Origin of the sequence: Streptacidiphilus cavernicola (genome assembly GCF_042510955.1) — a bacterium.
Lineage (GTDB): Bacteria > Actinomycetota > Actinomycetes > Streptomycetales > Streptomycetaceae > Streptacidiphilus > Streptacidiphilus cavernicola.
Map to the genome: position 1 here is coordinate 264,329 of NZ_JBHFAB010000005.1, position 25,136 is coordinate 289,464.

Annotated in this window: 22 protein-coding genes; 16 read left to right on the top strand and 6 right to left on the bottom strand. The window is 72.9% G+C overall.

Features of this window, described 5'->3' with window-relative positions; all coding sequences use genetic code 11:
* The first annotated feature begins 74 nt into the window (after window positions 1–74).
* The 7 genes from lspA (at window position 75) to ACEZDE_RS09405 (ending at window position 10,004) form a co-directional block, all read left to right on the top strand.
* Window positions 75–791, top strand: a complete 717-nt coding sequence (lspA, locus tag ACEZDE_RS09375; protein ID WP_380534573.1) for a signal peptidase II — start codon at window positions 75–77, stop codon at window positions 789–791.
* 39 nt (window positions 792–830) lie between these two features.
* Window positions 831–1,769 (top strand): RluA family pseudouridine synthase, encoded by a 939-nt coding sequence (locus ACEZDE_RS09380; protein ID WP_380534432.1) that lies wholly within the window; start codon window positions 831–833, stop codon window positions 1,767–1,769.
* A complete protein-coding gene (locus ACEZDE_RS09385) occupies window positions 1,756–2,247 on the top strand; it encodes a GNAT family N-acetyltransferase (protein ID WP_380534433.1) in 492 nt (163 codons plus the stop codon). Before ACEZDE_RS09380 ends, ACEZDE_RS09385 begins: the two co-directional genes overlap by 14 nt.
* A 48-nt stretch (window positions 2,248–2,295) precedes the next feature.
* Window positions 2,296–3,888 carry a Na+/H+ antiporter gene (locus tag ACEZDE_RS09390; RefSeq protein ID WP_380534435.1) on the top strand — a complete coding sequence of 531 codons (1,593 nt, stop codon included), beginning with the start codon at window positions 2,296–2,298 and terminating at the stop codon, window positions 3,886–3,888.
* A gap of 253 nt (window positions 3,889–4,141) precedes the next feature.
* Window positions 4,142–8,056, top strand: coding sequence for a Pls/PosA family non-ribosomal peptide synthetase (locus ACEZDE_RS09395; RefSeq protein WP_380534437.1), 3,915 nt, complete (start codon window positions 4,142–4,144; stop codon window positions 8,054–8,056).
* Window positions 8,057–8,098: 42 nt separating this feature from the next.
* Complete coding sequence (locus ACEZDE_RS09400) at window positions 8,099–9,430, top strand: M1 family metallopeptidase (RefSeq protein WP_380534439.1); 1,332 nt, start codon at window positions 8,099–8,101, stop codon at window positions 9,428–9,430.
* A 10-nt stretch (window positions 9,431–9,440) separates the two neighbouring features.
* Window positions 9,441–10,004, top strand: a complete 564-nt coding sequence (locus ACEZDE_RS09405; protein WP_380534441.1) for a Uma2 family endonuclease — start codon at window positions 9,441–9,443, stop codon at window positions 10,002–10,004.
* A gap of 7 nt (window positions 10,005–10,011) precedes the next feature.
* Here the strand turns inward: ACEZDE_RS09405 and dnaE are convergent, their stop codons facing one another.
* From dnaE to ACEZDE_RS09430, 5 genes are all read right to left on the bottom strand, one after another.
* Window positions 10,012–13,566: a DNA polymerase III subunit alpha gene (gene dnaE / locus ACEZDE_RS09410; protein ID WP_380534443.1), complete on the bottom strand. Its 3,555-nt coding sequence runs from the start codon at window positions 13,564–13,566 to the stop codon at window positions 10,012–10,014.
* Window positions 13,567–13,625: 59 nt separating this feature from the next.
* Window positions 13,626–14,390: a hypothetical protein gene (locus ACEZDE_RS09415; RefSeq protein WP_380534445.1), complete on the bottom strand. Its 765-nt coding sequence runs from the start codon at window positions 14,388–14,390 to the stop codon at window positions 13,626–13,628.
* Between the two features lie 24 nt (window positions 14,391–14,414).
* Window positions 14,415–15,188 carry an ABC transporter permease gene (locus tag ACEZDE_RS09420; RefSeq protein WP_380534447.1) on the bottom strand — a complete coding sequence of 258 codons (774 nt, stop codon included), beginning with the start codon at window positions 15,186–15,188 and terminating at the stop codon, window positions 14,415–14,417.
* Window positions 15,185–16,162: an ABC transporter ATP-binding protein gene (locus tag ACEZDE_RS09425; RefSeq protein WP_380534449.1), complete on the bottom strand. Its 978-nt coding sequence runs from the start codon at window positions 16,160–16,162 to the stop codon at window positions 15,185–15,187. Before ACEZDE_RS09425 ends, ACEZDE_RS09420 begins: the two co-directional genes overlap by 4 nt.
* A 109-nt stretch (window positions 16,163–16,271) precedes the next feature.
* Window positions 16,272–17,459 (bottom strand): NYN domain-containing protein, encoded by a 1,188-nt coding sequence (locus ACEZDE_RS09430; RefSeq protein WP_380534451.1) that lies wholly within the window; start codon window positions 17,457–17,459, stop codon window positions 16,272–16,274.
* 149 nt (window positions 17,460–17,608) lie between these two features.
* Here ACEZDE_RS09430 and ACEZDE_RS09435 point away from each other — a divergent pair, with 149 nt between their 5' ends.
* Complete coding sequence (locus ACEZDE_RS09435) at window positions 17,609–18,367, top strand: hypothetical protein (protein WP_380534453.1); 759 nt, start codon at window positions 17,609–17,611, stop codon at window positions 18,365–18,367.
* A gap of 8 nt (window positions 18,368–18,375) precedes the next feature.
* Here ACEZDE_RS09435 and ACEZDE_RS09440 read toward each other — a convergent pair whose 3' ends face one another.
* Complete coding sequence (locus ACEZDE_RS09440; RefSeq protein ID WP_380534455.1) at window positions 18,376–19,086, bottom strand: LON peptidase substrate-binding domain-containing protein; 711 nt, start codon at window positions 19,084–19,086, stop codon at window positions 18,376–18,378.
* A gap of 215 nt (window positions 19,087–19,301) precedes the next feature.
* On the opposite strand from ACEZDE_RS09440, the gene hisD reads away from it, so the two are divergent.
* The 8 genes from hisD to hisF are packed head-to-tail and all read left to right on the top strand — an operon-like array spanning window position 19,302 to window position 25,121.
* Entirely contained in the window at window positions 19,302–20,621 is a 1,320-nt protein-coding gene (gene hisD, locus ACEZDE_RS09445; protein WP_380534457.1) for a histidinol dehydrogenase, read from the top strand.
* The gene (locus tag ACEZDE_RS09450; protein ID WP_380534459.1) at window positions 20,618–21,724 is read left to right on the top strand and encodes a histidinol-phosphate transaminase; all 1,107 of its coding nucleotides are present in this window, start codon (window positions 20,618–20,620) and stop codon (window positions 21,722–21,724) included. Before hisD ends, ACEZDE_RS09450 begins: the two co-directional genes overlap by 4 nt.
* Window positions 21,721–22,314 (top strand): imidazoleglycerol-phosphate dehydratase HisB, encoded by a 594-nt coding sequence (gene hisB, locus ACEZDE_RS09455; RefSeq protein ID WP_380534461.1) that lies wholly within the window; start codon window positions 21,721–21,723, stop codon window positions 22,312–22,314. Before ACEZDE_RS09450 ends, hisB begins: the two co-directional genes overlap by 4 nt.
* A gap of 3 nt (window positions 22,315–22,317) precedes the next feature.
* Window positions 22,318–22,473, top strand: a complete 156-nt coding sequence (locus tag ACEZDE_RS09460) for a hypothetical protein (RefSeq protein ID WP_380534463.1) — start codon at window positions 22,318–22,320, stop codon at window positions 22,471–22,473.
* A 46-nt stretch (window positions 22,474–22,519) separates the two neighbouring features.
* Window positions 22,520–23,152, top strand: a complete 633-nt coding sequence (gene hisH, locus ACEZDE_RS09465) for an imidazole glycerol phosphate synthase subunit HisH (protein ID WP_380534464.1) — start codon at window positions 22,520–22,522, stop codon at window positions 23,150–23,152.
* Entirely contained in the window at window positions 23,149–23,886 is a 738-nt protein-coding gene (priA, locus tag ACEZDE_RS09470) for a bifunctional 1-(5-phosphoribosyl)-5-((5-phosphoribosylamino)methylideneamino)imidazole-4-carboxamide isomerase/phosphoribosylanthranilate isomerase PriA (RefSeq protein WP_380534466.1), read from the top strand. The genes hisH and priA overlap by 4 nt, the downstream gene beginning before the upstream one ends.
* A 27-nt stretch (window positions 23,887–23,913) precedes the next feature.
* Window positions 23,914–24,333, top strand: coding sequence for a RidA family protein (locus tag ACEZDE_RS09475; RefSeq protein WP_380534468.1), 420 nt, complete (start codon window positions 23,914–23,916; stop codon window positions 24,331–24,333).
* Window positions 24,330–25,121: an imidazole glycerol phosphate synthase subunit HisF gene (gene hisF / locus ACEZDE_RS09480; RefSeq protein ID WP_380534470.1), complete on the top strand. Its 792-nt coding sequence runs from the start codon at window positions 24,330–24,332 to the stop codon at window positions 25,119–25,121. The genes ACEZDE_RS09475 and hisF overlap by 4 nt, the downstream gene beginning before the upstream one ends.
* Window positions 25,122–25,136 lie beyond the last annotated feature (15 nt).

Sequence of the window (25,136 nt, forward strand, 5' to 3'; positions counted from 1 at the left end):
CCGGTCCGCGCCGCCGCCCTGGCGTACCGTACGCTCGACCCCGGAAGTCCACCCGACTCGGTTCAGCGGAGCGCATCATCAGTACCCCAGGTTTCCAGAAGGCCCCGGCGGACGACGCTGCCTCCGGTTCCGACGCCGCGCCCGAGACCGTCGAGCCCGGAACCGCGGCGGCCGGGGCGACCCGGGTGTCGGCGCGCAGGCGGCGGATCGGCGTGCTGCTGTCGGTCGCCCTGCTCGCCTACCTGCTGGACCTCGGCAGCAAGCTGCTGGTCGTGGCCAAGCTGGAGTACCACGACCCGATCCGGATCGCCGGTGACTGGGTGATGCTGCAGGCCACCCGCAACCCCGGCGCCGCCTTCGGCATGGGCGCGGCGATGACCATCGTGTTCACCCTGATCGCGGCGACCGTGGTGGTGGTGATCTGCCGGATCGCCCGCAAGCTCTACAGCCTGCCCTGGGCGATCGCGCTGGGCCTGCTGCTCGGCGGCGCCTTCGGCAACCTGACGGACCGTATCTTCCGCTCGCCCTCGGTCTTCCGCGGCGAGGTGGTGGACTTCATCTCGGTGAAGCACTTCGCGGTGTTCAACCTGGCCGACTCGGCGATCGTCTGCGGCGGCATCCTGGTGGTGCTGCTCTCCTTCCTGGGCACCAACCCGGACGGCACCACCATGCGCGACGCCAAGGCCGAGGCAGGCCCGAAGGACGGCGCGGACGCGACCGGCGCGGAGGGCGGCACGGACGCCGCCGACGCCCCGGCGGCCGACGGTGGGGCCCCCGAAGCAAAGGCCTGATGGCGGGCCGGACCCCGCCGGTCCGGCATACTCGTTCAGGTGAGCACCGTTCCGCAGATCCGAAACCTTCCCGTACCCGACGGCCTTGAGGGCGAGCGGGTCGACGCCGCCATCGCCCGGATGTTCGGGTTCTCCCGCACCAAGGCCGCCGAGCTGGCCGCCGACGGCAAGGTGACGCTGGACGGCTCGGTGGTCGGCAAGTCCGACCGGGTGATGGCCGGGTCCTGGATGGAGGTCGAGATCCCGGCCCCGCCCGCGCCGGTGCAGATCGTCGCCGAGCGGATCGACGACATGCGGATCGTGCACGACGACGAGCACCTGGTCGTGGTCGACAAGCCGGTCGGCGTCGCCGCGCACCCCAGCCCCGGCTGGACCGGACCCACCGTCATCGGCGGCCTGGCCGGAGCCGGCTACCGGATCTCCACCTCCGGCGCGGCCGAGCGCCAGGGCGTGGTGCACCGGCTGGACGTCGGCACCTCCGGGCTGATGGTGGTCGCCAAGTCCGAGCAGGCCTACACCCTGCTCAAGGCCCAGTTCCGGGACCGGGTGGTGGAGAAGAAGTACAACGCGCTGGTCCAGGGCCACCCCGACCCGATGTCCGGCACCGTGGACGCCCCGATCGACCGGCACCCCAGCAGCGACTGGAAGTGGGCCGTGGTCGCCGACGGCAAGCCCTCGGTGACCCACTACGACCTGATCGAGGCGTACCGGGCGGCCTCGCTGCTGGACATCAAGCTGGAGACCGGCCGCACCCACCAGATCCGGGTGCACATGTCCGCGCTGCGCCACCCCTGCGTCGGCGACCTCACCTACGGCGCGGACCCGACCCTGGCCAAGCGGCTGAAGCTGTCCCGGCAGTGGCTGCACGCGGTCGAGCTGGGCTTCGAGCACCCCTCGGACGGGCAGTGGGTGCGGTTCCGCAGCGAGTACCCGGAGGACCTCTCCCGCGCCCTGGAGATCATCAGTGCCGAAAGCTGACGCCGCGTCCGCCGACCTGGCCGGCATCCGGGTCGCCTCGTCCGCGGCGGAGCTGGGGACCGTGCACGCCATCCGGCGCGAGGTCTTCATCGAGGAGCAGGGCGTCCCGGCCGAGGAGGAGTGGGACGAGCTGGACGCCACCTCGGTCCACCTGCTGGCGCTGGACCGGGACGGCACCCCGCTCGGCACCGGCCGGCTGATCCACGGACCGCAGGCCCTGGCGATCACCGGCCGCCCCGGCGCCGTCCTGCTGGGCCGGCTGGCCGTGCTGAAGCGGGCCCGCGGCACCGGCCTGGGCGTCGCCCTGGTCCGCGCGGTCGAGGCGGAGGGCCGGGCCCGCGGCGCGACCGAGCTGGAACTGCACGCCCAGGTCCACGCGCTGGGCTTCTACACCCGCCTCGGCTACGTCGCCGAGGGCCCGGAGTACCTGGACGGCGGTATCCCGCACCGCACGATGACCCGCTCCCTGGCAGGCTGAGCTCCACAGGTCCCACAGGTTCCACGGCGACGAGGAGCGGCCGGCGGCATGGCACAGCTGATGCTCCTCTTCGTCGTGCTGCTGGCCGCGATCGTCACCACCCCGCTGGCGGGGCGGATCGGGCTGCCGCAGCCGGTGCTGATGACGCTGATCGGGATCGCGCTGGCGGTGATGCCCTGGGTGCCCAACATCGCGCTGGACCCGGACCTGATCCTGCCGCTGGTGCTGCCGCCGCTGATCTACGCGGCGGCGCAGCGCTCCACCACCCGCTACTTCCGGGCCAACGTCCGGGTGATCCTGCTGCTGGCGGTCGCCCTGGTGCTGGTCACCACGGCGGTGGTGGCGCTGGCGCTGCACTGGATCACGCCGGCCCTGCCGCTGGCGGCGGCGGTCGCGCTCGGCGTGATCATCTCCCCGCCGGACCCGATCGCCGCGGCGGCGGTGGCCGGCAGCGTCGGCCTGCCGCGCCGGCTGATGGGCATCCTGGAGACCGAGGGCCTGTTCAACGACGTCACCGCGCTGGTGGTGTACGGGCTGGCCGTGGACGCCGCGGTGAGCGGCCACTTCTCCACCCTGGAGGCGGTCGAGCGGCTGGTGCTGTCGGCGGTGCTCGCCCTGGTCATCGGGATCGGCCTGGGCTGGCTCAGCGGCCGGACGATGTCCCTGCTGGACGACCCGACGCTGCAGGTCGCGCTCAGCCTGCTGGTGCCCTTCGCCGCCTACGCCCTGGCCGAGGAGGCGCACGGCTCCGGGGTGCTGTCGGTGCTGGTCTGCTCGCTGTGGATCAACGACCGGACGGTCGGTGCGGACGACGTGGGCTACCGGCTGGTCGGCAGCGCCTTCTGGGACGTGCTGGAGCTGCTGATCTCGGGCACCGCCTTCGGCCTGATCGGTCTGGAACTGAGCGGCGTCCTCAAGGAGGCGGGCCGTTCCTGGACCTGGATGCTGGGGGACGCCGGGCTGGTCATCGTGGTGGTGGTCGGGGTCCGGCTGCTCTGGCTGCTGCCCGGGGCCTGGATCACCGCCCGCTGGGACCGCAGCCTGGGCGAGCGGGAGGAGGCGGCCCCGCTGAGCTGGCGCGAGTCCACGGTGCTGTGGTGGTCCGGGATGCGCGGCGTGGCCTCGGTCGCGCTGGCGCTGGCCATCCCGCTGACGGTCAAGGGCGGCGGCCCGTTCCCCGGCCGCGACGAGATCGTCTTCATCGCCTTCTGCGTCGTCCTGTTCACCCTGCTGGTGCAGGGCATGTCGCTGTCCTGGGTGGTCCGCAAGCTGCACCTGGGCCGGGACGAGGACGCCGAGGACGCCGCCGAGCGGCAGCTCTGGTACCGGGTCTCCAAGGCCGGGCTGCTCCGGCTCAAGGAGCTGGCCGCGGCCGAGGAGCTGCCGGAGGAGCTGGTGGACCGGCTCCGGCAGCGGCAGACCGACCGCCTGGCCCGGCAGCGCCCGGACATGTACGACGAGGACCAGCGCCGCGAGCTGAAGGAGCGGGTCCGGCAGGTGAAGGTGTTCCAGCAGGTCGAGGCGGAGATGCTGGCCGCCGGACGGGAGGAGATGCAGCTGGCCCGGATGGAGCCGGGGGCCGACCCGGAGCTGGTCGACCGGGTGATCCGGAGGCTCGACATCCGCAGTGCTCCGCAGTAGCGCCGCACGAGAAAGGGCGATTCGTTACCCTATGAAAGGATTCCCGCGTGTGTCATGGGTCTCATTTCAGAATTTTGCTGATGATCCGTCAGAAGCGACTGACTGGCCGTCAACTCCCGGGGCAATCAGTGTATTCAATAGCTGACGCAGCGTCAGATAGCCGTCCCGAAACGGGCTTTGCGCGCCTGATGCCGATTCCGTCCAGCTCCCGACAGGTCTAGCATCGGCCGGGTTGCATACGAGATGAGGATGTATGACCACGGTCGTGTTCGCCCCGCCGACGGAGGAAGCCGCCGCCCCCAGCGGGCTCGCGCTGTTCCCCGGACGCCCCGCGCACGCCCCGCGGACCCTGGTCGACATCCTGGACGCCGCGGTCGCCGCCCACCCGGACGAGCCCGCGCTCGACGACGGGCGCACCGCGCTCAGCTACCGCGCCCTCGCCGCCGAGGTGGACGCGCTGCGCCGGACCCTGGCCGCGGCCGGGGTCGGCGGCGGCGACCGGGTCGGCATCCGGGTCCCCTCCGGCAGCGCCGACCTCTACGTCTCCATCCTCGCGGTGCTCGCCGCGGGCGCCGCCTACGTCCCGGTGGACGCGGAGGACCCGGACGAGCGGGCTGCACTGGTCTTCGGCGAGGCGGGGGTCCGCGCCGTCCTCGGCGCGGACCGCGCGCTGACGCCGCACGGCGGCGAGCCCGGCGAGCCGGGGCAGGCCGCCGGGAGCCGGGCCGCCGCCGGGACCGCCGCCGCGGGCCGTCCCGGGCTGGACGACGACGCCTGGATCATCTTCACCTCCGGCTCCACCGGAAAGCCCAAGGGCGTCGCGGTCACCCACCGCAGCGCCGCCGCCTTCGTCGACGCCGAGGCCGCCCTGTTCCAGCAGGAGGAGCCGCTCGGCCCCGGCGACCGGGTGATGGCCGGGCTCTCGGTCGCCTTCGACGCCTCCTGCGAGGAGATGTGGCTGGCCTGGCGCTACGGCGCCTGCCTGGTCACCGTCCCGCGGGCGCAGGTCCGCAGCGGCGCCGACCTCGGGCCCTGGCTGGTCGAGCAGGAGATCACCGTGGTCTCCACCGTGCCGACGCTGGCCTCGCTCTGGCCCGCCGACGCGCTGGGCGACGTCCGGCTGCTGATCTTCGGCGGCGAGGCCTGCCCGCCCGAGCTGGCCGAGCGGCTGGCCACCGAGGGCCGCGAGGTCTGGAACACCTACGGCCCGACCGAGGCGACCGTGGTCGCCTGTGCCGCGCCGCTCACCGGCCGGGCCCCGGTCCGGATCGGCCTGCCGCTGGACGGCTGGGAGCTGGCTGTGGTGGACGAGCAGGGCCAGGTCGTCGCCATGGGTGAGAGCGGCCAGCTGGTCATCGGCGGCGTGGGCCTGGCCCGCTACCTGGACCCTACGATGGACGCCGCCACCTACGCCCCGCTGGAGTCCACCGGCTGGGAGCGCGCCTACCGCAGCGGCGACCTGGTGCTGGCCCAGCCCGAGGGCCTGGTCTTCCTCGGCCGCGCCGACGAGCAGATCAAGCTCGGCGGACGCCGGATCGAGCTGGGCGAGGTGGACGCCGTGCTGCAGGCGCTGCCCGGGGTGACCGGGGCCGCCGCCGCCGTCCGCACCGCGCGCAGCGGCAACCAGCTGCTGGTCGGCTACCTGGTCACCGAGCCCGGCTTCGACCAGGACGAGGCGGTGCGCCGGCTCAGGGCCGAGCTGCCGGCCGCGATGGTGCCGCTGCTGGCACCGGTCGAGGACCTGCCGGTGCGCACCTCCGGCAAGGTCGACCGGAACGCGCTGCCCTGGCCGCTGGCCCAGCTGGAGGGCAAGGGCGCGGCCGAGCAGCTCTACGGCACCGAGGCCTGGCTCGCCGAGCAGTGGGCCGAGGTGCTGGGCGTGCCGGTCGGCGGGGCCAAGGACGACTTCTTCGCGATCGGCGGCAGCAGCCTCGGCGCGGCCCGGCTGGTCACCCTGATCCGCACCCGCTACCCCGCCATCGCGGTCAGCGACCTCTACCAGGCGCCGGTGCTGCGCGAGCTGGCCCGCAGGCTGGAGACCTCGGCCCAGGGCGGCGGCCCGGTCCGCGAGATCGCGCCCACCCCGCGCCGCGCCGGAATCCTGCAGACCCTGCTCACCGTCCCGCTGCTGACCGTGGTCGGCCTGCGCTGGACCGTCGCCCTCGGCGCGCTGGGCAGCCTGTTCGGCTGGGGCCTCGGCGCCTCCTGGTGGCTGCTGGCGCCCGCCGCGCTGCTGCTGTGGAGCCCGCTCGGCCGGATCGGCATCGCCGCGGGCGGGGCCAGGCTGCTGCTGCGCGGCGTCCGGCCGGGCAGCCACCCGCGCGGCGGCGGCGTGCACCTGCGGCTGTGGACCGCGGAGCGGCTGGTCGAACTGTCCGGCGCGACCCAGCTCTCCGGCGCCTGGCTGACCCGCTACGCCCGCGCGCTGGGCGCCAAGGTCGGCCCGGACGTCGACCTGCACACCCTGCCGCCGGTCACCGGCCTGCTCAAGCTCGGCAAGGGCTGCGCGGTCGAGGCCGACGTGGACCTCAGCGGCTGGTGGCTGGACGGCGACCTGCTGCACCTCGGCCCGGTCCGGGTCGGCGCGGGCGCGACCGTCGGCACCCGCAGCATCCTGTTCCCGGGCGCCCGGGTCGGCAAGCGCGCCGAGATCGGCGCGGGCTCCGCCGTCACCGGCGCCGTCCCCACCGGCCAGCGCTGGTCCGGCGCGCCCGCCACCAAGACCGGCCGGGCCGACCACGCCTGGCCCAAGGCCCGTCCGCCGCGCACCAACGTCTGGGCCGCGATGTACGGGGCCAGCGGGATCGCGCTGACCCTGCTGCCGCTGCTCGCCGCCGTCCCCGCGGTGCTGGTGCTGGCGGCGTTCGTCGACCCGGGCACGCCCGGCGCGATGCTGGCGCAGGCGCTGCCCGCGGTCCCACTGGCCACCCTGGCCGGGTTCGCCGCATACGCGCTGCTGGTGCTGGTCGCGGTGCGGCTGCTCGGGATCGGCCTGAAGGCCGGGCACCACCCGCTGCACAGCCGTACCGCCTGGCAGGCCTGGACCGTGATACAGCTGATGGACCTGGCCCGGGGCAGCCTGTTCCCGCTCTACGCCAGCCTGTTCACCCCGGCCTGGCTGCGGGCGCTGGGGATGCGGGTCGGCCAGAACGTCGAGGCGTCCACGGTGCTGGCGCTGCCCGGCATGACCACCGTCGGCGACGGCGCCTTCCTCGCCGACGACACCCTGATCGCCCCCTACGAGCTGGGCGGCGGCTGGCTCCGGATCGACGAGGCCGAGATCGGCCGGCGCGCCTTCCTCGGCAACTCCGGGATGACCGCCCCCGGCCGCTCGGTACCGGACCGCGGGCTGGTCGGCGTGCTGTCGGCCACCCCCAAGAAGGCCAAGAAGGGCAGCTCCTACCTCGGCATGCCGCCGATGAAGCTGCCGCGCCGGGCCCAGGGCGGCGACCAGAGCCTCACCTACGCCCCGTCCGCGCGGCTGCGCCGGCTGCGCGGCACGGTGGAGCTGTTCCGGATCGTGCCGGTGATGATCTCGGTGGCGCTGGGCCTGACCGTGCTGGCGCTGCTGGCGGAGGTCTCCCGCGCGGTCGGCGGCGGCACCGCGGGGCTGCTGCTCGCCGCGGTCTGCTCCGGGGCGCTGCTGCTGGCCGCGGGCGTCGCCGCCTGCGTCGTCTCGCTGGCCGCGAAGTGGCTGCTGATCGGCCGCTTCAGCGCGGTCGAGCACCCGCTGTGGAGCGGCCACGTCTGGCGCAACGAACTGGCCGACACCTTCACCGAGGTACTGGCCGCCCCCTGGCTGCTGAACTCCGTCCCCGGCACCCCGCTGCTGAACCTCTGGCTGCGCGGCCTCGGCGCGCGGATCGGGCGCGGCGTCTGGACCGAGAGCTACTGGCTGCCGGAGGCCGACCTGGTCACCCTGGGCGAGGGCGCCAGCGTCAACCGCGGCTGCGTGATCCAGACCCACCTGTTCCACGACCGGATCATGCGGATGGACGAGGTGGTGCTGCGGGAGGGCGCGACGCTCGGCCCGCACGGTATCGTCCTGCCCGGGGCCGTCATCGGCGCCCGCACCACCCTGGGCCCCGCGTCCCTGGTGATGCGCGGCGAGTCCGTCCCGGCGGACAGCCGCTGGCTCGGCAACCCCATCGCGCCCTGGGTCCCGTAGTCCGGTACGCCCTCGCCACCACCGCAGTGGAGCAGAACAGCTTTGAGCCCCAAGTCGTCGCCCCCGCCCCACTCCCCGCAACTGCTCGCTGACCCGTACTTCCCGAGCCACGGCGACGCCCGCTACCACGTCCACCGCTACGAGCTGGCGCTCGACTACCGGCCGGGGCCGAACCGGCTCACCGGGAGCGCCCGGCTGACCTGCCTCAACGGCTCCGCCGCGCTGGCCGAGATCGTGCTCGACTTCGCCGGCTTCCGGATCTCCAAGATCCTGGTCGACGGCCGCGCCGCGCGCTGGAGCCAGCGGGCCGGAAAGCTGCGGCTGCGCCCGGCCCGCCCGCTGGCGGCCGGGGCGGCGTTCACCGTGGAGGTCGGCTACGGCGGCAACCCGCGCCCGGTCCGCAGCGAGTGGGGCACCCTGGGCTGGGAGGAGCTGGAGGACGGCTCGCTGGTGGCCAGTCAGCCGATCGGCGCGCCGTCCTGGTACCCGTGCAACGACCGGCCCGCCGACAAGGCCGCCTACCAGGTGTCGGTCACCGCGCCCAGCCCGTACACCGTGGTCGCCAACGGACGGCTGCTCACCCGCACCGTCCGGGCCGGTGCCACCACCTGGGTGTACGAGCAGACCGCGCCGACGCCCAGCTACCTGGCCACCGTCCAGGTCGGCCGCTACCAGCAGCTGCGGCTGGCCGCGGGGCCGGTCCCGCAGACCGTCCACGCCCCGTCCCGGCTGGTCGCCGCCTGCGTCACCGACTTCGCCCGGCAGCCGCGGATGATGGAGCTGTTCAGCGAGCTGTTCGGGCCCTACCCGTTCGGCGAGTACGTCGCCGTGGTCACCGACGAGGAGCTGGACGTCCCGGTGGAGGCCCAGGGGCTGTCCACCTTCGGCGCCAACCACGTGGACGGGCACCGGGGTTCGGAGCGGCTGGTGGCGCACGAGCTGGCCCACCAGTGGTTCGGAAACAGCGTCACCATCGCCGACTGGCGGCACATCTGGCTGAACGAGGGCTTCGCCAAGTACGCGGAGTGGCTCTGGTCCGAACGCTCCGGCGGGCGCAGCGCGGCCCAGCACGCGGCGCACGCCCACGCCGGGCTGAGCGCGCTGCCGCAGGACCTGGTGCTGGCCAACCCCGGCCGCGGCCTGATGTTCGACGACCGGCTCTACCAGCGCGGCGGCCTGGTCATGCACGCGCTGCGCGGTGCCCTCGGCGACCCGGCCTTCTTCGCGCTGCTGAGGGAGTGGGCCACCGAACACCGCCACGGCGTGGTCGCCACCGCCGACTTCACCACCCTGGCCCAACGCCACAGCCGCCACCCCCTGCACGACTTCTTCAGCACCTGGCTGTACGGCACGGCGCTGCCGCCGCTGGGGTGATAATTCGGGTATGGACTACGCGCGGATGGTGGAGATCGCGGACGAGCTGGCGAAGCTGCCCGAGTCATGGGCAGTGGAGATCTCCGGGGACAACGTCATCGTGATAATGGCTCCGAGCAATCCGCACGAGCTCAATGTCCGCCGTGCCCGCCAGCAGCTCGACCCGCAGGTCCAGCGAACCCGTCCGGGGTGGGTCGCGGAGAACGGTCCGGAAGTCGCCGTTCCCGGCGTCAAGCGCAAGCGCCGCCCCGACCTCGTGGTCTGCCGGGAGAGCGCGCTCGAACACGGGACGGCGCTGAACGTCGCGGACGTCCTGCTGGTCCTGGAGGTCGTCTCGCCGGGCAACCCCGAGAGCGACTACGCGGACAAGGCCGTGGACTACCCGACGATGGGCATCGGGGAGTACGTCATCCTCGACCCCCGGAAGGGCACCGTGGTCCGGCACCACGGCCCCGCCGAGGGCGAGGACGGCCCGCGCTACCAGTACTCCAGCACGGTGCCCTTCGGGGAACCGCTGCACCTCGGTGAGTGGGTGCTGGAGACCGACACCTTCCTCCGCTACAACCAGGACTGACGAAGGCTCAGGCCGCGGCCCACACCCCCGGGCCGAGGAGGCCCTTGATGTCGCTGGCGAAGCCGCTCTCCGGGTCGACGGTGAAGCCGAGTTCGAACAGGACGCTCTTGACCCGGCCCTCCATCAGCAGCCGGACCGGCACCTCGCCCGGGTGCGCCCGCATGGTGCGGCGGAGCTCGGCGACCAGCTGCGGGGTGATCTTCCGCTCCGGGATCCGCAGCTGGATCGGCGGCCGGCCGCCGTGCTCGGCGGAGGAGATGTCCAGCGGGGCCATCTCCGAGCCGAAGATCGACAGCGCGCCGTCCCGCTCGTTCAGCCGGCCCTTGACCGCGACCACGTTGTCCTCGATCAGCTCCTGCTGGATCAGCATGTAGTTCTTGGGGAAGAACAGCACCTCGACCGAGCCGTCCCGGTCGGCCAGGGTGACGATGGCCCAGGCGTTCCCCGCCTTGTTGATCCGCCGGTCCACGCCGGTGATCAGCCCGGCCAGGGTGACCTCGCCCTCGTTGCGGCCCGAGCCCAGCAGCTCGGCGATGGAGACGTCGCGCTTCCGCGACAGGATGTGCTCGGCGCCGTCCAGCGGGTGGCTGGAGACGTAGAGGCCGAGCATCTCCCGCTCCAGGCTGAGCAGGTGCTTGCGCGGCCACTCCCGGTCGGAGAGCTCGAAGTCCAGGCCGATGGAGGCGCTGCTGTCGCCGCCGGTGTCGATCGAGCCGAAGAGGTCGTCCTGGCCGATGGCCTGCTGCTTCTTCAGGCCGGTGACCGAGTCGATGGCGTTCTCGTGCACCGCGGAGAGCGACTGCCGGGTGTGGTTCAGCGAGTCGAACGCGCCCGCCTTGATCAGCGAGTCGACCGTGCGCTTGTTGCAGACCGGCAGCTCGACCTTGTCCAGGAAGTCGGCGAAGGAGGTGTACTTGCCCTTCTCGGTGCGGGTGGCGACCAGGGACTCGATCACCGGGATGCCGACGTTGCGGACCGCCTTCAGCCCGAACCGGACGTCGTCGCCGACGGCGGTGAAGTCGACCACGGACTCGTTCACGTCCGGGGACAGGATCTTGATGCCCAGTCGGCGGCACTCGGCGAGGTAGATCGCCATCTTGTCCTTGTCGTCGGACACCGACGTGAGCAGCGCGGCCATGTACTCGGCCGGGTAGTTGGCCTTGAGGAAGGCGGTCCAGTAGGAGACCAGTCCGTACGCGGCGGAGTGCGACTTGTTGAAGGCGTACCCGGCGAACGGGACCAGCACGTCCCAGACCGCCTGGATCGCCTCGTCCGAGTAGCCGCGCTCCTTGCAGCCCGCGTGGAACGGGACGAACTCCTGCTCCAGGACTTCCTTCTTCTTCTTGCCCATGGCCCGGCGGAGCAGGTCGGCCTGTCCCAGGCTGTAGCCGGCCAGCACCTGCGCGGCTCGCTGCACCTGCTCCTGGTAGACGATCAGGCCGTAGGTGGGGCCGAGCACCTCGCGCAGCGGCTCTTCCAGCTCCGGGTGGATCGGGGTGATCTCCTGGCGGGCGTTCTTGCGGTCGGCGTAGTTGTTGTGCGAGTTCATGCCCATCGGGCCGGGCCGGTACAGCGCCGAGACGGCGGAGATGTCGGCGAACTCGGACGGCTTCATCGACTTCAGCAGCGCCCGCATGGGCCCGCCGTCCAGCTGGAACACGCCCAGGGTGTCGCCGCGGGCGAGCAGCTCGTAGGTGGTGGGGTCGTCGAGCGGCATCTGCTCGGTGGCGACCTCGACGCCGCGGTTCTGCTTCACGATCTTGATGCAGTGGTCGATGATTCCCAGGTTCCGCAGACCCAGGAAGTCCATCTTGATCAGCCCCATGTTCTCGCATGAGGGGTAGTCGAACCCGGTGATGATCACGCCGTCCTTGTCACGGCGGTGCAGCGGGATCAGTTCCAGCAGCGGGGTGGACGAGAGGATCACCGCGGCGGCGTGCACGCCGGTGCCGCGGGTCAGGCCCTCGATGCCCTTGCCGGTGTCGATGATCTTCCGGACGTCGGGCTCGTTCTCGTACATCGCCCGGATCTCGGTGCCCTCGGAGTACCGCGGGTGCGACTCGTCGAACAGCGCGTACAGCGGGACGCCCTTGCCCATCACGTCCGGCGGCATCGCCTTGGTGATCCGGTCGCCCATCGAGAAGGGGTAGCCGAGGATCCGGTTGGCGTCCTTCACCGCGGCCTTGGCCTTGATCGTGCCGAAGGTGTTGACCTGCGCGGTGTAGGCCTCGCCGTACTTCTCGGTGACGTAGCGCACCATCTGGTCGCGCTGGCGGTCGTCGAAGTCGATGTCGACGTCGGGCGGGTTGATCCGCTCCGGGTTGAGGAAGCGCTCGAACAGCAGGTCGTGCTCGATCGGGTCCAGCTCGGTGATCCGGGTCAGGTAGGCGACCATCGAGCCGGCCGCGGAGCCACGGCCGGGGCCGACCGGGATGCCGTTGTCGCGGGCGTACTGGCAGATGTCGGCGACCACGAGGAAGTAGGCGTCGAAGCCCATCGGGGAGATGACGCCCATCTCCAGCTCGATCCGGTCCAGCACCTCCTGGCCCGGGTTGTCGCCGTAGCGGACCTTGAGCCCGGCCGCGATCTTCTGCCGCAGGTAGGAGGCCTGGGTCTCGCCCTCCGGCACGTCGAACTGCGGCATCCGGTCGACGTAGCTGAAGACCTCCTCGTACGACTGCACCCGCTCGCCGATGCCGAGGGTGTTGTCGCAGGCCTCGGGCAGCTCGCGGAACAGCTCGCGCATCTGCTCGGCGGTCTTGATGTAGTAGCCGGAGCCGTTGAACTTGAACCGGTTCGGGTCGTCCTTGTTCTTGCCGACGCCGATGCAGAGCAGGTTGTCGTGCGCGTCGGCCTGGTCCTCGGTGACGTAGTGCGAGTCGTTGGTGGCGAGGAGCGGGATCCGCAGCTCCTTGGCCAGCCGGAGCAGGTCCTCGCGGACGTTGCGCTCGATGTCCAGGCCGTGGTCCATCAGCTCAAGGAAGTAGTTCTCCCTGCCGAAGATGTCCTGGTAGGCGGAGGCGGCCTTGATCGCCTCGTCGTACTGGCCGAGCCGGAGCCGGGTCTGCACCTCGCCGGAGGGGCAGCCGGTGGTGGCGATGATCCCGGCGGCGTTCTCGGCGATCAGCTCGCGGTCCATCCGGGGCTTCATGTAGTAGCCCTCGATGGACGCCAGCGAGGAGAGCTTGAAGAGGTTGCGCAGCCCCTGCGCGTTCTCCGCCCACATGGTCATGTGGGTGTACCGGCCGCCGCCGGAGACGTCCTTGCCGCCCTCGCCGTCGGTGTTGGCGCTGCGCTGCCCGCCCGGGGCCCAGAACATCGGCTTCTTCTCGAACCGCGAACCGGGGGCGACGTACGCCTCGATCCCGATGATCGGCTTGACCCCGCTCTTGGCGCCGATCTGCTGGAACTCGTACGCGCCGAACATGTTGCCGTGGTCCGACATCGCCACCGCGGGCATGCCGAGGCGCTCCACCTCGCCGATCAGCTTGCCGTTCTTCGCGGCCCCGTCCAGCATCGAGTACTCGGTGTGGACATGCAGGTGAACGAAGCTGTCGGCCACGGTGCGGGCGCTCCTCGGGCAGGGGGCGGAAGCGGGAGAGGCTCCACCCTAGCGCGCCGCTAGGGCCTCTCGGGACCGTCCTGGCGAGGTGTCTGCAGAGGCGTCCGGGGTTCCTGGGGTTCCTGACCCGGCGTCGGCCGGGGATCCTGAACCGGTGCCTGCCGGGGGTCCTGGGACGGCTTCTGGAAGGGGTCCTGCGGCGGCGCCGGGGCGAACGGGTCGACCGGTTCCGGCCAGACCGGCTGGGGGGCCGCCGGGCGGGGGGTGAAGAGGCCGACCAGGGCCAGCAGCAGGAGCAGCGCCGCCATCGGCCAGATCAGCACCACGGCCTTGGTGGTCAGCTGCAGCGGCCCGTGGAAGGTGTGCCCGGTGGGCACCGACTTGGCCAGCTTCAGCACCGCGTTCTGGTACGCCTTGGCCGACTGCCCGCCGCCCCAGGCGAGGTAGGAGCCGAGCAGCCCGCCCCCGGCGAGCCCGACCGCCACGCCCACGCCGCCCTGCCTGCGCCGGGTCAGCAGATATGCGACCAGCGCGCTGACCAGGCCGAAGCCCGCGCCGAGCAGGGCGAAGGTGCCGTCCGCGCCGATCGCCTGCTCGCCCTCCGGGTCGTTCAGGTAGACCGCGCTGGAGTCCGCGTGCATCGGCACCTTGGGCGCCAGCCAGTGCCAGCACACCCCCATCAGCAGCCCGAGCAGGGCCGAGCCGGCGATCAGCAGCAGGGCCAGGCCCGCTTCGTGGCCCAGGGGGCGCAGGTCGCGCCGGGCCCGCGCGGCGAGCGCGGGGGAGTCCTGGGGGGAGTCCTGGAAGGTGTCGGGTGCGGTCACCGCGTCATCGTCGCACGGACCTGCTCAGGCCCGCGTGGCGGCACGGCGGTAGGCCCAGGTGGCCAGGGTCAGCGAGAGCGCCCCGACCGCCGCGCAGACCCCGAGGTCGGCGCCGACGGCGGCCCAGTCGGGTCGCGCGGCGAAGCTCCGGGACAGCGCCTCGACCCCGTACGTCGACGGCAGCAGGTCGCGCAGCCAGCGGATCGGGACCGGCATGTGACTGGCCGGCAGCACCCCGAGCAGCAGCGCCGCCGACATCCCGAGCTGCCCCAGCAGGGTGGCGATCTCCTGCCGGTCCGCCAGCAGCCCGCAGGCCGCGCCGAGGCCGGACAGCGCCGCCCCGGCCAGCGGCACCACCAGCAGCAGCACCCACAGGTGCACCCAGCCGAGCTGGAACAGCGCGCAGCCGACCACGGCGGTCAGCAGCGTCCCCGGCACCGTGAACGAGGCGTACGCGGCGGCGGTGCCCAGCACCACCGAGGCGGCGGGCACCGGCAGCGTCGCGTAGTGGTCCAGGCCGCCGCCGGCCCGCAGCCGTCCGAAGTACTGCGCCAGCAGGTTCAGCGCGACGAAGGCCACCACCAGCACGCTGGACCCGGCGACCACGTCCCTGACCGCCTCGGTGTCGCTGGTGCTGACCACGCCGCGCAGCATCACCATGATCCCCAGCGACTGGAAGGTGGCGACGAACAGCAGCGGGATCCGGGAGACCCGGGCCCGGGAGAGCTGGGCCCGGTAGACCGCGCCGAGCGAGGGCAGCAGCGGGGAGCGGGGCGCCAGGACGGCGGCGGTGGTCATCGGGCGAGCCCTTCGTGTCGGCCGCCGAGCAGCAGGTAGACGTCCTCCAGGCTGGGCGTGGTCAGCGAGAAGTCGTCCAGCGCGGCGAAGGCGGGGCCCGAGGTGACCTCGGCGACCAGCTCGCGGGCCTCCTCCGGGGTGGCCCGCACGGTCCAGCGGCGGCCGTTCCTGACCGCGCGGGCGGCCAGCGCGGCGACCGGCGGGAGGTGCTGCGGGGCCTCCTCGCGCCAGACCAGGTCCAGCCGGACGTCCCCGTCCACCAGGGCCTTCAGCCGGCCGGGGGTGTCGCAGGCGATGATCCGGCCCTCGTCCACCACGGCGACCCGGTCCAGCACCGTCTCCGCCTCGATCACATTGTGGGTGACCAGCAGCACGGTCGCGCCCAGCTCGGCGCGGCGGCGGTCCACGGCGGCCCAGACCGCGCGGCGGGCCACCGGGTCCATGCCGGTGGTGGGCTCGTCCAGGACCAGCAGCGGCCGGGCGCCGACCAGCACGGTCGCGAAGCAGGCGAGCCGGCGCTGACCGCCGGAGAGCTTGGCCAGCGGACGGTCGGCCAGCGGCTCCAGGGCCAGCTCGGCGAGTACCGCGTCGCGCTCGGCGCGGGCGCGGGCGCGCGGGAGGCCGCGCAGCCTGGCGGTGGTCTCCACGGCCAGCGAGACGGTCAACTCGTCCAGGGCGGTGGACTCCTGGCCCAGGTAGCCGAGGAGCCGGGCGGCCCGCTCCGGGTGCCGGACGATGTCGTGGCCGAGGATGTCGATGCTGCCGCGGTCGGGCTTCAGCAGCCCGGTGAGCTGGCGGACCAGGGTGGACTTCCCGGCGCCGTTGGGTCCGAGCAGGCCGAAGACCTCGCCACGGCGGATGTCCAGCGAGACGTCGCTGTTGGCGAGGACGGTCGCGCCGCGGCCGGTCCGGTACTCCTTGGTCAGGCCGCGGATGCTGCAGCATGCCACCGCGGGGGGTGCTTCGGTGTCCACGGTGCGACTGTACCCGCCGGGCGGAGAGGGATTTCCCGCCGGGTTTGCGGGTACCGGCAGCGGGATGGCCGTTCGCGCAGTTCCCCGCGCCCCTGGGGCTGCGACCGTGTCAGCCGTCCACCGGCACCCCGTCGCCCCCCGGCACCCGCAACGCGAGCTCCCGCCAGAACCCCGCGCGGATCGCGTAGCGGTCGTGCTCGTCGATCTGGTCGTCCTTGTGCGCCAGCAGCCCGAACCTGGCCGCGTACCGCAACAGCTCGCCGTCCACCCGGTGCGGGATCCGGGGGTAGTCCGGCCAGAGCACGGCCAGCCGGGCCGGGTCGCCGAGCCGGTCGGTCCAGCGGCGGGCGAACACCTGGCCGACCTCGGTCGGGTCCCCGCCGACCGCGGTGATGTCCTCCTCGCGGTCGGCCCACTTCTGCTCCGCGGTGGTGAGCTGCGCCAGCGTGGGGACGGCCTCGGCCGCCCCGCCGCCCTCGCCGGCCCGGTCCGTCAGCCCGCGCTCGGAGGACCACCGCAGCAGCGACGGCGCGGGCGGCGCGGCGACCCGTCCGGAGGCCAGCCCGGCGGCGATCTCCTTGGGCGTCGGCACCTTCGGCCGGACCGCCTCGCCCTCGGCCGAGAGCGCCGCCGCCAGCCCCGCCGCGACCAGCTGCTCCGGCAGCTCCGCCACCTCCGCCTCGGGCGGGACGGAGAGGATGGCGGCGAAGTCCGGCCGCGGATCGCTCGGCGCGCAGTACGGCGCGGCCTCGCGCAGCCGGACCGAGCGGGTGATCCACTCCCGGTCCAGCACCCGGCGCTCGTCCGCCTCGGCGACCAGGTCCTCGGACTGGTTGAAGTCGCCGTCGGCGGCCTGCACCGCCCACAGGTGCACCGCGACCCCGTAGTCCTTGGCCGCGGTCATCCCCGGCAGCAGGTCGCCGTCCCCGGTGACCAGCACCACGTCGGCGCAGGCCCGGTTGCGGGCCAGCTCGGACAGCTCGGCGTGCATCGCCGCGTCCACGCCCTTCTGCACCAGCCGGCCCTCGGCCCGGGTCAGCGCGCCCAGCCGGACCGTCACCCGGGGCATCACCCGGAGCCGCCGGTGCTCCGGCAGCGGCCTGCGGTCGGGGGCGGCGTCGAACCAGTAGATCCGCAGCAGCGGCAGCCCGGTCTCGGCCTCGGCCCGCTCCCGCAGCTGTCCGATCAGCCCGCCGAGCTCCACCGAGATCCGGGACCGCGCGCTCTCCCCGGCGAGCAGGCTGGCGGCAGCCCCGAGCAGGTATCCGGCATCCACCAGCACGACACAGCGGTCCACGTCCCACACCAGCTTCCTTGGGGCCCCCGGTGATGACCCCCCTACCCAACCGGAACGCAGCGTATCCGGCGGGCGCGGCGAGTCGACCCGTACACGCGGGTGACAATGGTGCGGAGCGGGGAGTCGGAGACAGGGCGGTACGGGAGATCATGCGTAGACGGTCGGCGGCGCTGCTGGCGTCCGGGGCACTGGCGGTGGGCGGCCTGCTGCTGCCGGGCATCCAGCGGCACGAGTCCAGCGGCGACGCGCGCTTCCTCGGGGTCTCGGTGAACGGCGACAACCCGGTCGTGCTGGGCCCCGACGGCAGCTCCGACATCAGCTTCAGCATCACCGCCGAGGACGGCTCCGGCGTCGCCTCGGTGGACCGGGTCGGCCTGTGGGGCCCCAACCAGGCGGTGCTCCCGGCGAGCGCCACCCACTGCACCGCCAAGACCGCCAAGATCTCGGTCTGCACCGGGACCTCGTCGGTGGACGTCTCCAAGAAGCAGATCTTCGACGACATGGCCGGCCAGTGGTACGTCCAGGCCACCGTGCACGGCCGGAACGGGGACGAGCGGACGGTGCAGAAGGCCGGCCGCTTCTCGATCAAGAAGGACGGCCAGCTCACCGAGTTCGGCACGCCGCACACCGCGGAGAAGGGCAGCCAGTTCACCATCGGCGGCCAGCTGAAGCGGCCGGACTGGGACCACGGGACCTGGGTGGTCAGCCCGTTCCAGGAGGTCCTGGTGGAGTTCTGCGCCAAGGGCTGCACCACCGAGACCAGGGTCGCCGCCGGGTACACCGACGCCAACGGCCTGATCACGGCGACGGTCCGGGCCACCGAGACCGGGATCTACACGCTGACCTACCAGGGCAAGTTCTGGGCCGAGCCGGTGCAGTCCACCCCGGCCCAGGTCACCGTCGACTAGCGGCCGGGCTAGTTCGGGTTGAAGGCCTGCCGGGTCAGCTCCACCGCCGGCAGCGACGGCAGCTTCGCCAGCACTGCGTTCTCCCGGCGCAGCAGCGCCAGCTCCGCGGTGAGCCGCTCGCTCGCCGAGTCCGCCGCGAGCAGCCGCTGCTTGTCCCCGGTGTCCAGCACCGACGCCGCGGCGACCAGGTAGGAGAGCACCATCGGGTCGTCCGGCAGCTCCTGCACCCCGGAGACGGTGCTCTCACGGGCCCCCGCCAGCCGCTTCTGGTAGGCCCGGAACAGCCGCTCCACGGCCTGCGCCAGCACCGCCGCCTCGTCCCCGGGCTGCTCGGCGACCCGGCTGACCTCGGCGGTCAGATAGGGGCCGGTGGCGTCGAAGGACTCGACCCGGAACCGGGTGGTGCCGGTGGCGATCAGGTCGTAGCCGCCGTCCTTGCGCTGCTCGACGGTGGCGATCTCGGCGACGCAGCCCAGGTCGTACAGGGCGTGCGCCGGGTCGGAGCCGAGCCCGGCCAGGGCCTGGTTGCCCGGGTCCACCCCGGTCGGGGCGACGTCGCGGCCGTCCCGGATGGCCAGTACGCCGAAGCGGTACGGCTCGTCGCCCGCGACCAGGTCGGCGACCAGGCGGCGGTAGCGCTCCTCGAAGACGTTCAGGGGCAGGACCAGGCCCGGGTAGAGCACTGTGCCCAGGGGGAAGAGGGGGAGCCGTTCGGTCACGAGCGCAAGAGTACGGGTCCGCGGGCCCGCGACGCGCGGTGCCCGTACCGGTTCGCGCTCGTGGCAGCTCACCGGTACGGGCGTCCGGGGGGCCGCCCACGGGCGACAGCGTGTCAGCGGCGGTGACCGCCGGCCACCGGGCGGACCCGAACGGGGGCGTCCCACGAAGTGGTACAGCGTCACAGGGGCCCCGGCCGCTCCGTAGACTGGGGCCTGTGATTTCGCGAATCGACCTCAGAGGATCCATCGACGACCCGCGCGCCGTACTCCCGCGTGCCGAGCTCGACGTCGAGGCCGCCCTGGACCGGGTGCGGCCGATCTGCGAGGACGTGCGCCATCGCGGCGTCGAGGCGCTGGTCGAGATCACCGAGCGGTTCGACGGGGTCCGGCTGACCGACATCCGGGTCCCGAAGGCCGCCATCACCGCCGCCCTGGAGCAGCTGGACCCGGCCGTCCGGGCCGCACTGGAGGAGTCGATCCGCCGCGCCCGCCTGGTCCACCGCGAGCAGCGCCGCACCGACCACACCACCCGGGTCGCGCCCGGCGGCACGGTCACCGAGCGCTGGGTCCCGGTCGACCGGGTCGGGCTGTACGTGCCCGGCGGCCTGGCGCCGCTGTCGTCCTCGGTGGTGATGAACGCGGTCCCGGCGCAGGAGGCCGGGGTGCCCAGCCTGGCGCTGGCCTCCCCGCCGCAGAAGGAGCACGGCGGCCTGCCGCACCCGACCATCCTGGCCGCCTGCGCGCTGCTCGGCGTGGACGAGGTGTACGCCGTCGGCGGCGCCCAGGCCATCGCCATGTTCGCCTACGGCGCGGGCGAGGGCGAGAGCCGCTGCGCGCCGGTCAACCTGGTCACCGGCCCCGGCAACATCTACGTCGCCGCCGCCAAGCGGCTGCTCAAGGGCCGGATCGGGATCGACGCCGAGGCCGGCACCACCGAGATCGCCATCCTCGCCGACGACACCGCCGACCCACGGCACGTCGCCGCCGACCTGATCAGCCAGGCCGAGCACGACCCCAGCGCCGCGTCGGTCCTGGTCACCGACTCGGTCGCGCTGGCCGAGGCGGTCGAGGGCGAGCTGAAGACCCAGGTCGCGGCGACCCGGCACGAGGCCCGGGTGCGCCAGGCGCTGGGCGGCAAGCAGTCCGGGATCATCCTGGTCGACTCGGTCGACCAGGGCCTGGACGTGGTCAACGCCTACGCCGCCGAGCACCTGGAGATCCAGACCGCCGACGCCGCCGCGGTGGCGGCCCGGGTCCGCAACGCGGGCGCGGTGTTCGTCGGCGCGTTCTCGCCGGTCTCGCTCGGCGACTACGCCGCCGGGTCCAACCACGTGCTGCCGACCGGCGGCTGCGCCTGCCACAGCTCGGGGCTCAGCGTGCAGAGCTTCCTGCGCGGCATCCACGTGGTGGACTACTCCCGCGAGGCGCTGGCCGACGTCGCCAGGCACGTGGTCACCTTCGCCGACGCCGAGGACCTGCCCGGCCACGGCGACGCCGTACGCGCCCGCTTCGATTGGACGGTACCCGGCGCATGAACCTCGACGACCTGCCCGTCCGCGATGAGCTGCGCGGCAAATCCCCTTACGGCGCACCGCAGTTGGACGTCCCGGTGCTGCTCAACACCAATGAGAACCCGTACCCGCTGCCGGAGCCGCTGGTCCGCCGGATCGCCGAGCGGGTCGCCGAGGCCGCCCGGCACCTCAACCGCTACCCGGACCGGGACGCGGTCGAGCTGCGCGAGGCCCTGGCCGGGTACCTGACCAGCTCGACCGGACACGCCGTCGGCCGGGAGCAGGTCTGGGCCGCCAACGGCTCCAACGAGATCCTGCAGCAGCTGCTGCAGACCTTCGGCGGCCCCGGCCGTACCGCCCTGGGCTTCGCGCCGACCTACCAGATGCACGACCTGATCGCCCGCGGCACCGGCACCCACTGGACCCAGGGCCCGCGCGGCGACGACTTCACCGTCGACCTGGACGTCGCCCTGGCCGCCATCGCGGTGCAGCGCCCCGACGTGCTGTTCGTCTGCTCGCCGAACAACCCGACCGGCACCGCCGTCCCGCGCGAGACCGTGCTCGCCCTGTACGAGGCGGCGCAGGCGGTCAAGCCGACCATCGTGATCGTCGACGAGGCGTACACCGAGTTCTCGCACCAGCCGTCGCTGCTGCCGCTGCTCGAAGGCCGCCCGCTGCTGGTGGTCACCAGGACCATGTCCAAGGCCTTCGGCGCGGCCGGGCTGCGGCTCGGCTACCTGGCCGCCGACCCGGCCGTGGTGGACGCGGTGCAGCTGGTCCGGCTGCCGTACCACCTGTCCGCGGTCACCCAGGCCACCGCGCTGGCGGCGCTGGAGTTCACCGACACCCTGCTCGGCTACGTCGAGCGGCTGAAGGCCGAACGCGACCGGATCGTCACCGAACTCCGGGCGCTGGGCCTGGAGGTGACCGACTCGGACGCCAACTTCGTCCAGTTCGGCGTCTTCCCGAACAGCCACGCGATGTGGCAGGCGATCCTCGACAAGGGCGTGCTGGTCCGCGACAACGGAGTGCCCGGACGGCTCCGGGTCACCGCGGGCACCCCGGCCGAGAACGACGCCTTCCTCGACGCCGTCCGCACCTCGCTCAAGGAGCTTCCCACCTCATGACCCGGATCGGGCGCGTCGAGCGCACCACCAAGGAGACCTCGGTCAAGGTCGAGATCGACCTCGACGGCCGCGGAAAGACCGACATCAGCACCGGCGTCGGCTTCTACGACCACATGCTGGACCAGCTCGGCCGGCACGGCCTGTTCGACCTCACCGTCAAGACCGACGGTGACCTGCACATCGACACCCACCACACGATCGAGGACACCGCGCTCGCGCTGGGCGCCGCGTTCAAGCAGGCGCTGGGCGACAAGGTCGGCATCTACCGCTTCGGCAACTGCACCGTCCCGCTGGACGAGTCGCTGGCCCAGGTCACCGTGGACCTCTCCGGCCGCCCCTACCTGGTGCACACCGAGCCGGAGAACATGGCGCCGATGATCGGCTCCTACGACACCACGATGACCCGGCACATCCTGGAGTCCTTCGTGGCCCAGGCGCAGATCGCGCTGCACGTCCACGTACCGTATGGACGCAATGCCCACCACATTGTCGAGTGCCAGTTCAAGGCGCTCGCTCGGGCGCTGCGGTACGCCAGCGAGCTGGACCCGCGTGCGGCCGGGATCCTCCCGTCGACCAAGGGCGCGCTGTAAGCCATGAACACCTCGACCATCGTCATCCTCTTCCTCGGCCTGTTCCTGCTCGGCGGGGTGATCTCGTTCTGGAAGCAGAAGCTGCCCCGGGGCATCACCCTGCTGCTCGCCCTCGGCTCCGGCATGTGCCTCGCCACCGCGCTGATGCGGATCGCCTGATGCGGAACCCCTGGCTGAGGAACCCCTGGAAGAAAGGCCGGTCCTGATGGCCAAGCGAGTGGTCGTGCTCGACTACGGCTCGGGCAACCTCCGCTCGGCGCAGCGCGCGCTGGAGCGGGTCGGCGCCGAGGTCGAGGTGACCTCAGACTTCCAGACCGCGCTGGACGCCGACGGCCTGCTGGTCCCCGGCGTCGGCGCGTTCGCCGCCTGCATGGAGGGGCTGCGCGCGGTCCGCGGCGAGCGGGTGATCGGCCGTCGGCTCTCCGGCGGACGCCCGGTGCTGGGCATCTGCGTCGGGATGCAGATCCTGTTCGCCCGCGGCGTCGAGCACGGCACCGAGACCGAGGGCTGCGACGAGTGGCCCGGCACGGTCGAGCCGCTGCAGGCGCCGATCGTCCCGCACATGGGCTGGAACACGGTCAAGGCGGCCGAGGGCAGCACCCTGTTCGCCGGTCTGGACGCCGACGCCCGCTACTACTTCGTGCACTCCTACGCCGTCCGGCACTGGGAGCTGCAGCCGATCGAGCAGCTGCGCCCGCCGCTGGTCACCTGGGCTGAGCACGGCGAGCCGTTCGTCGCCGCGGTCGAGAACGGGCCGCTGGCCGCCACGCAGTTCCACCCCGAGAAGTCCGGCGACGCCGGCGCGACCCTGCTGAAGAACTGGACCGACTCGCTGTGACCTCCGCTACCGCTGACAAGCTCGTCCTGCTGCCCGCCGTGGACGTCCGGGACGGCCAGGCCGTGCGCCTGGTCAAGGGCGCCTCCGGCTCGGAGACCTCCTACGGCGAGCCGCTGGCCGCCGCGCTGGCCTGGCAGACGGCCGGCGCCGAGTGGATCCACCTGGTCGACCTGGACGCCGCCTTCGGCACCGGCGACAACCGGGCGCTGCTGGCCGAGGTCACCGGCCGGCTGGACGTGAAGGTCGAGCTGTCCGGCGGCATCCGCGACGACGACTCGCTGCGGGCCGCGCTGGCCACCGGCTGCGCCCGGGTCAACCTCGGCACCGCCGCGCTGGAGTCCCCGGAGTGGGTCGCCAAGGCCATCGCCGAGTACGGCGACCGGATCGCGGTCGGCCTGGACGTGGTCGGCACCACCCTCCGCGGCCGGGGCTGGACCAGCGAGGGCGGCGACCTCTACGAGGCGCTGGCCCGGCTGGACGCCGAGGGCTGCGCCCGCTACGTGGTCACCGACGTGGACAAGGACGGCACCCTCACCGGACCCAACCTGGAGCTGCTGCGCAACGTCTGCGCCGCGACCGACCGGGCCGTCGTCGCCAGCGGCGGCGTGTCCTCCCTGCAGGACCTGCGTGACATCGCCACGCTGGTCGGCAGCGGAGTGGAGGGCGCGATCGTCGGGAAGGCCCTCTACGCTCAGGCATTCACCCTCGAAGAGGCACTGGCCACGGTGTCCTGAGGGTCCTCCGACAGGAATGGATCCGGCATGACGGAGCGTCAGGACCTGCAACCGGTACGAGTGAACGGGCACAGCCCCTGGGAGGACCAGTTCGGCTTCTCCCGGGCGGTCGCGGTCGGCGACTTCGTGTTCGTCTCCGGCTGCACCGCCTGGGACGACGGCCGGATCCTGTTCGAGGGCTCGCCGCACGACCAGGCCCGCACCGCGTTCGGGGTCGCCCTCACCGCCCTGGCCGGCTTCGGCCTCACCGCCGCCGACGTGGTCCGCACCCGGATGTACGTCACCCACGCCCGCGACGTCGACGAGGTCGGCCGGGTGCACAAGGAGCTGTTCGGCGCGGTGCGGCCGGCCGCCACCATCGTCGTCGTCAGCGCCCTGCTCGACTCCCGGATGGCCGTGGAGGTCGAGGTCGAGGCCTACAAGAAGAACCCGGAGTCCTCCGCATGACCCTCGCCGTCCGTGTGATCCCCTGCCTCGACGTCGACGCCGGGCGGGTGGTCAAAGGCGTCAACTTCCAGAACCTGCGCGACGCCGGGGACCCGGTCGAGATGGCCAGGCTCTACGACGCCGAGGGTGCCGACGAGCTGACCTTCCTGGACATCACCGCGTCCTCCGGCTCCCGGGAGACCACCTACGACGTGGTCCGCCGCACCGCCGAGCAGGTCTTCATCCCGCTCACGGTGGGCGGCGGCGTCCGCGAGCCCGAGGACGTCAACCGGCTGCTCCGGGCCGGGGCGGACAAGGTCGGCGTCAACACCGCGGCGATCGCCCGGCCCGAGCTGGTCCGGGAGATCGCCCACCGCTTCGGCAGTCAGGTGCTGGTGCTCTCCATCGACGCGCGGCGGGTGGCCGAGGGCGCCGTGGTATCAGGGGCGGGGACCGACTCCGGCTTCGAGGTCACCACCCACGGCGGGCGCCGCGGCACCGGCCTGGACGCGGTCGCCTGGGCGGTGCGCGCGGCCGAGCTGGGCGCGGGCGAGATCCTGCTCAACTCCATGGACGCCGACGGCACCAAGGACGGCTACGACCTGGAGCTGCTCCGGGCGGTCCGCAAGGCGGTCGGCATCCCGGTCATCGCCAGCGGCGGCGCGGGCCGCCTGGCCGACTTCGCCCCGGCGGTCGAGGCGGGCGCGGACGCGGTCCTGGCGGCGAGCGTGTTCCACTTCGGCGACCTTCGCATCGGCGAGGTCAAGCAGGCGCTGCGCGAGGCGGGACACCCGGTCCGCCAGGCCTGACCGGCCGGGCCACCG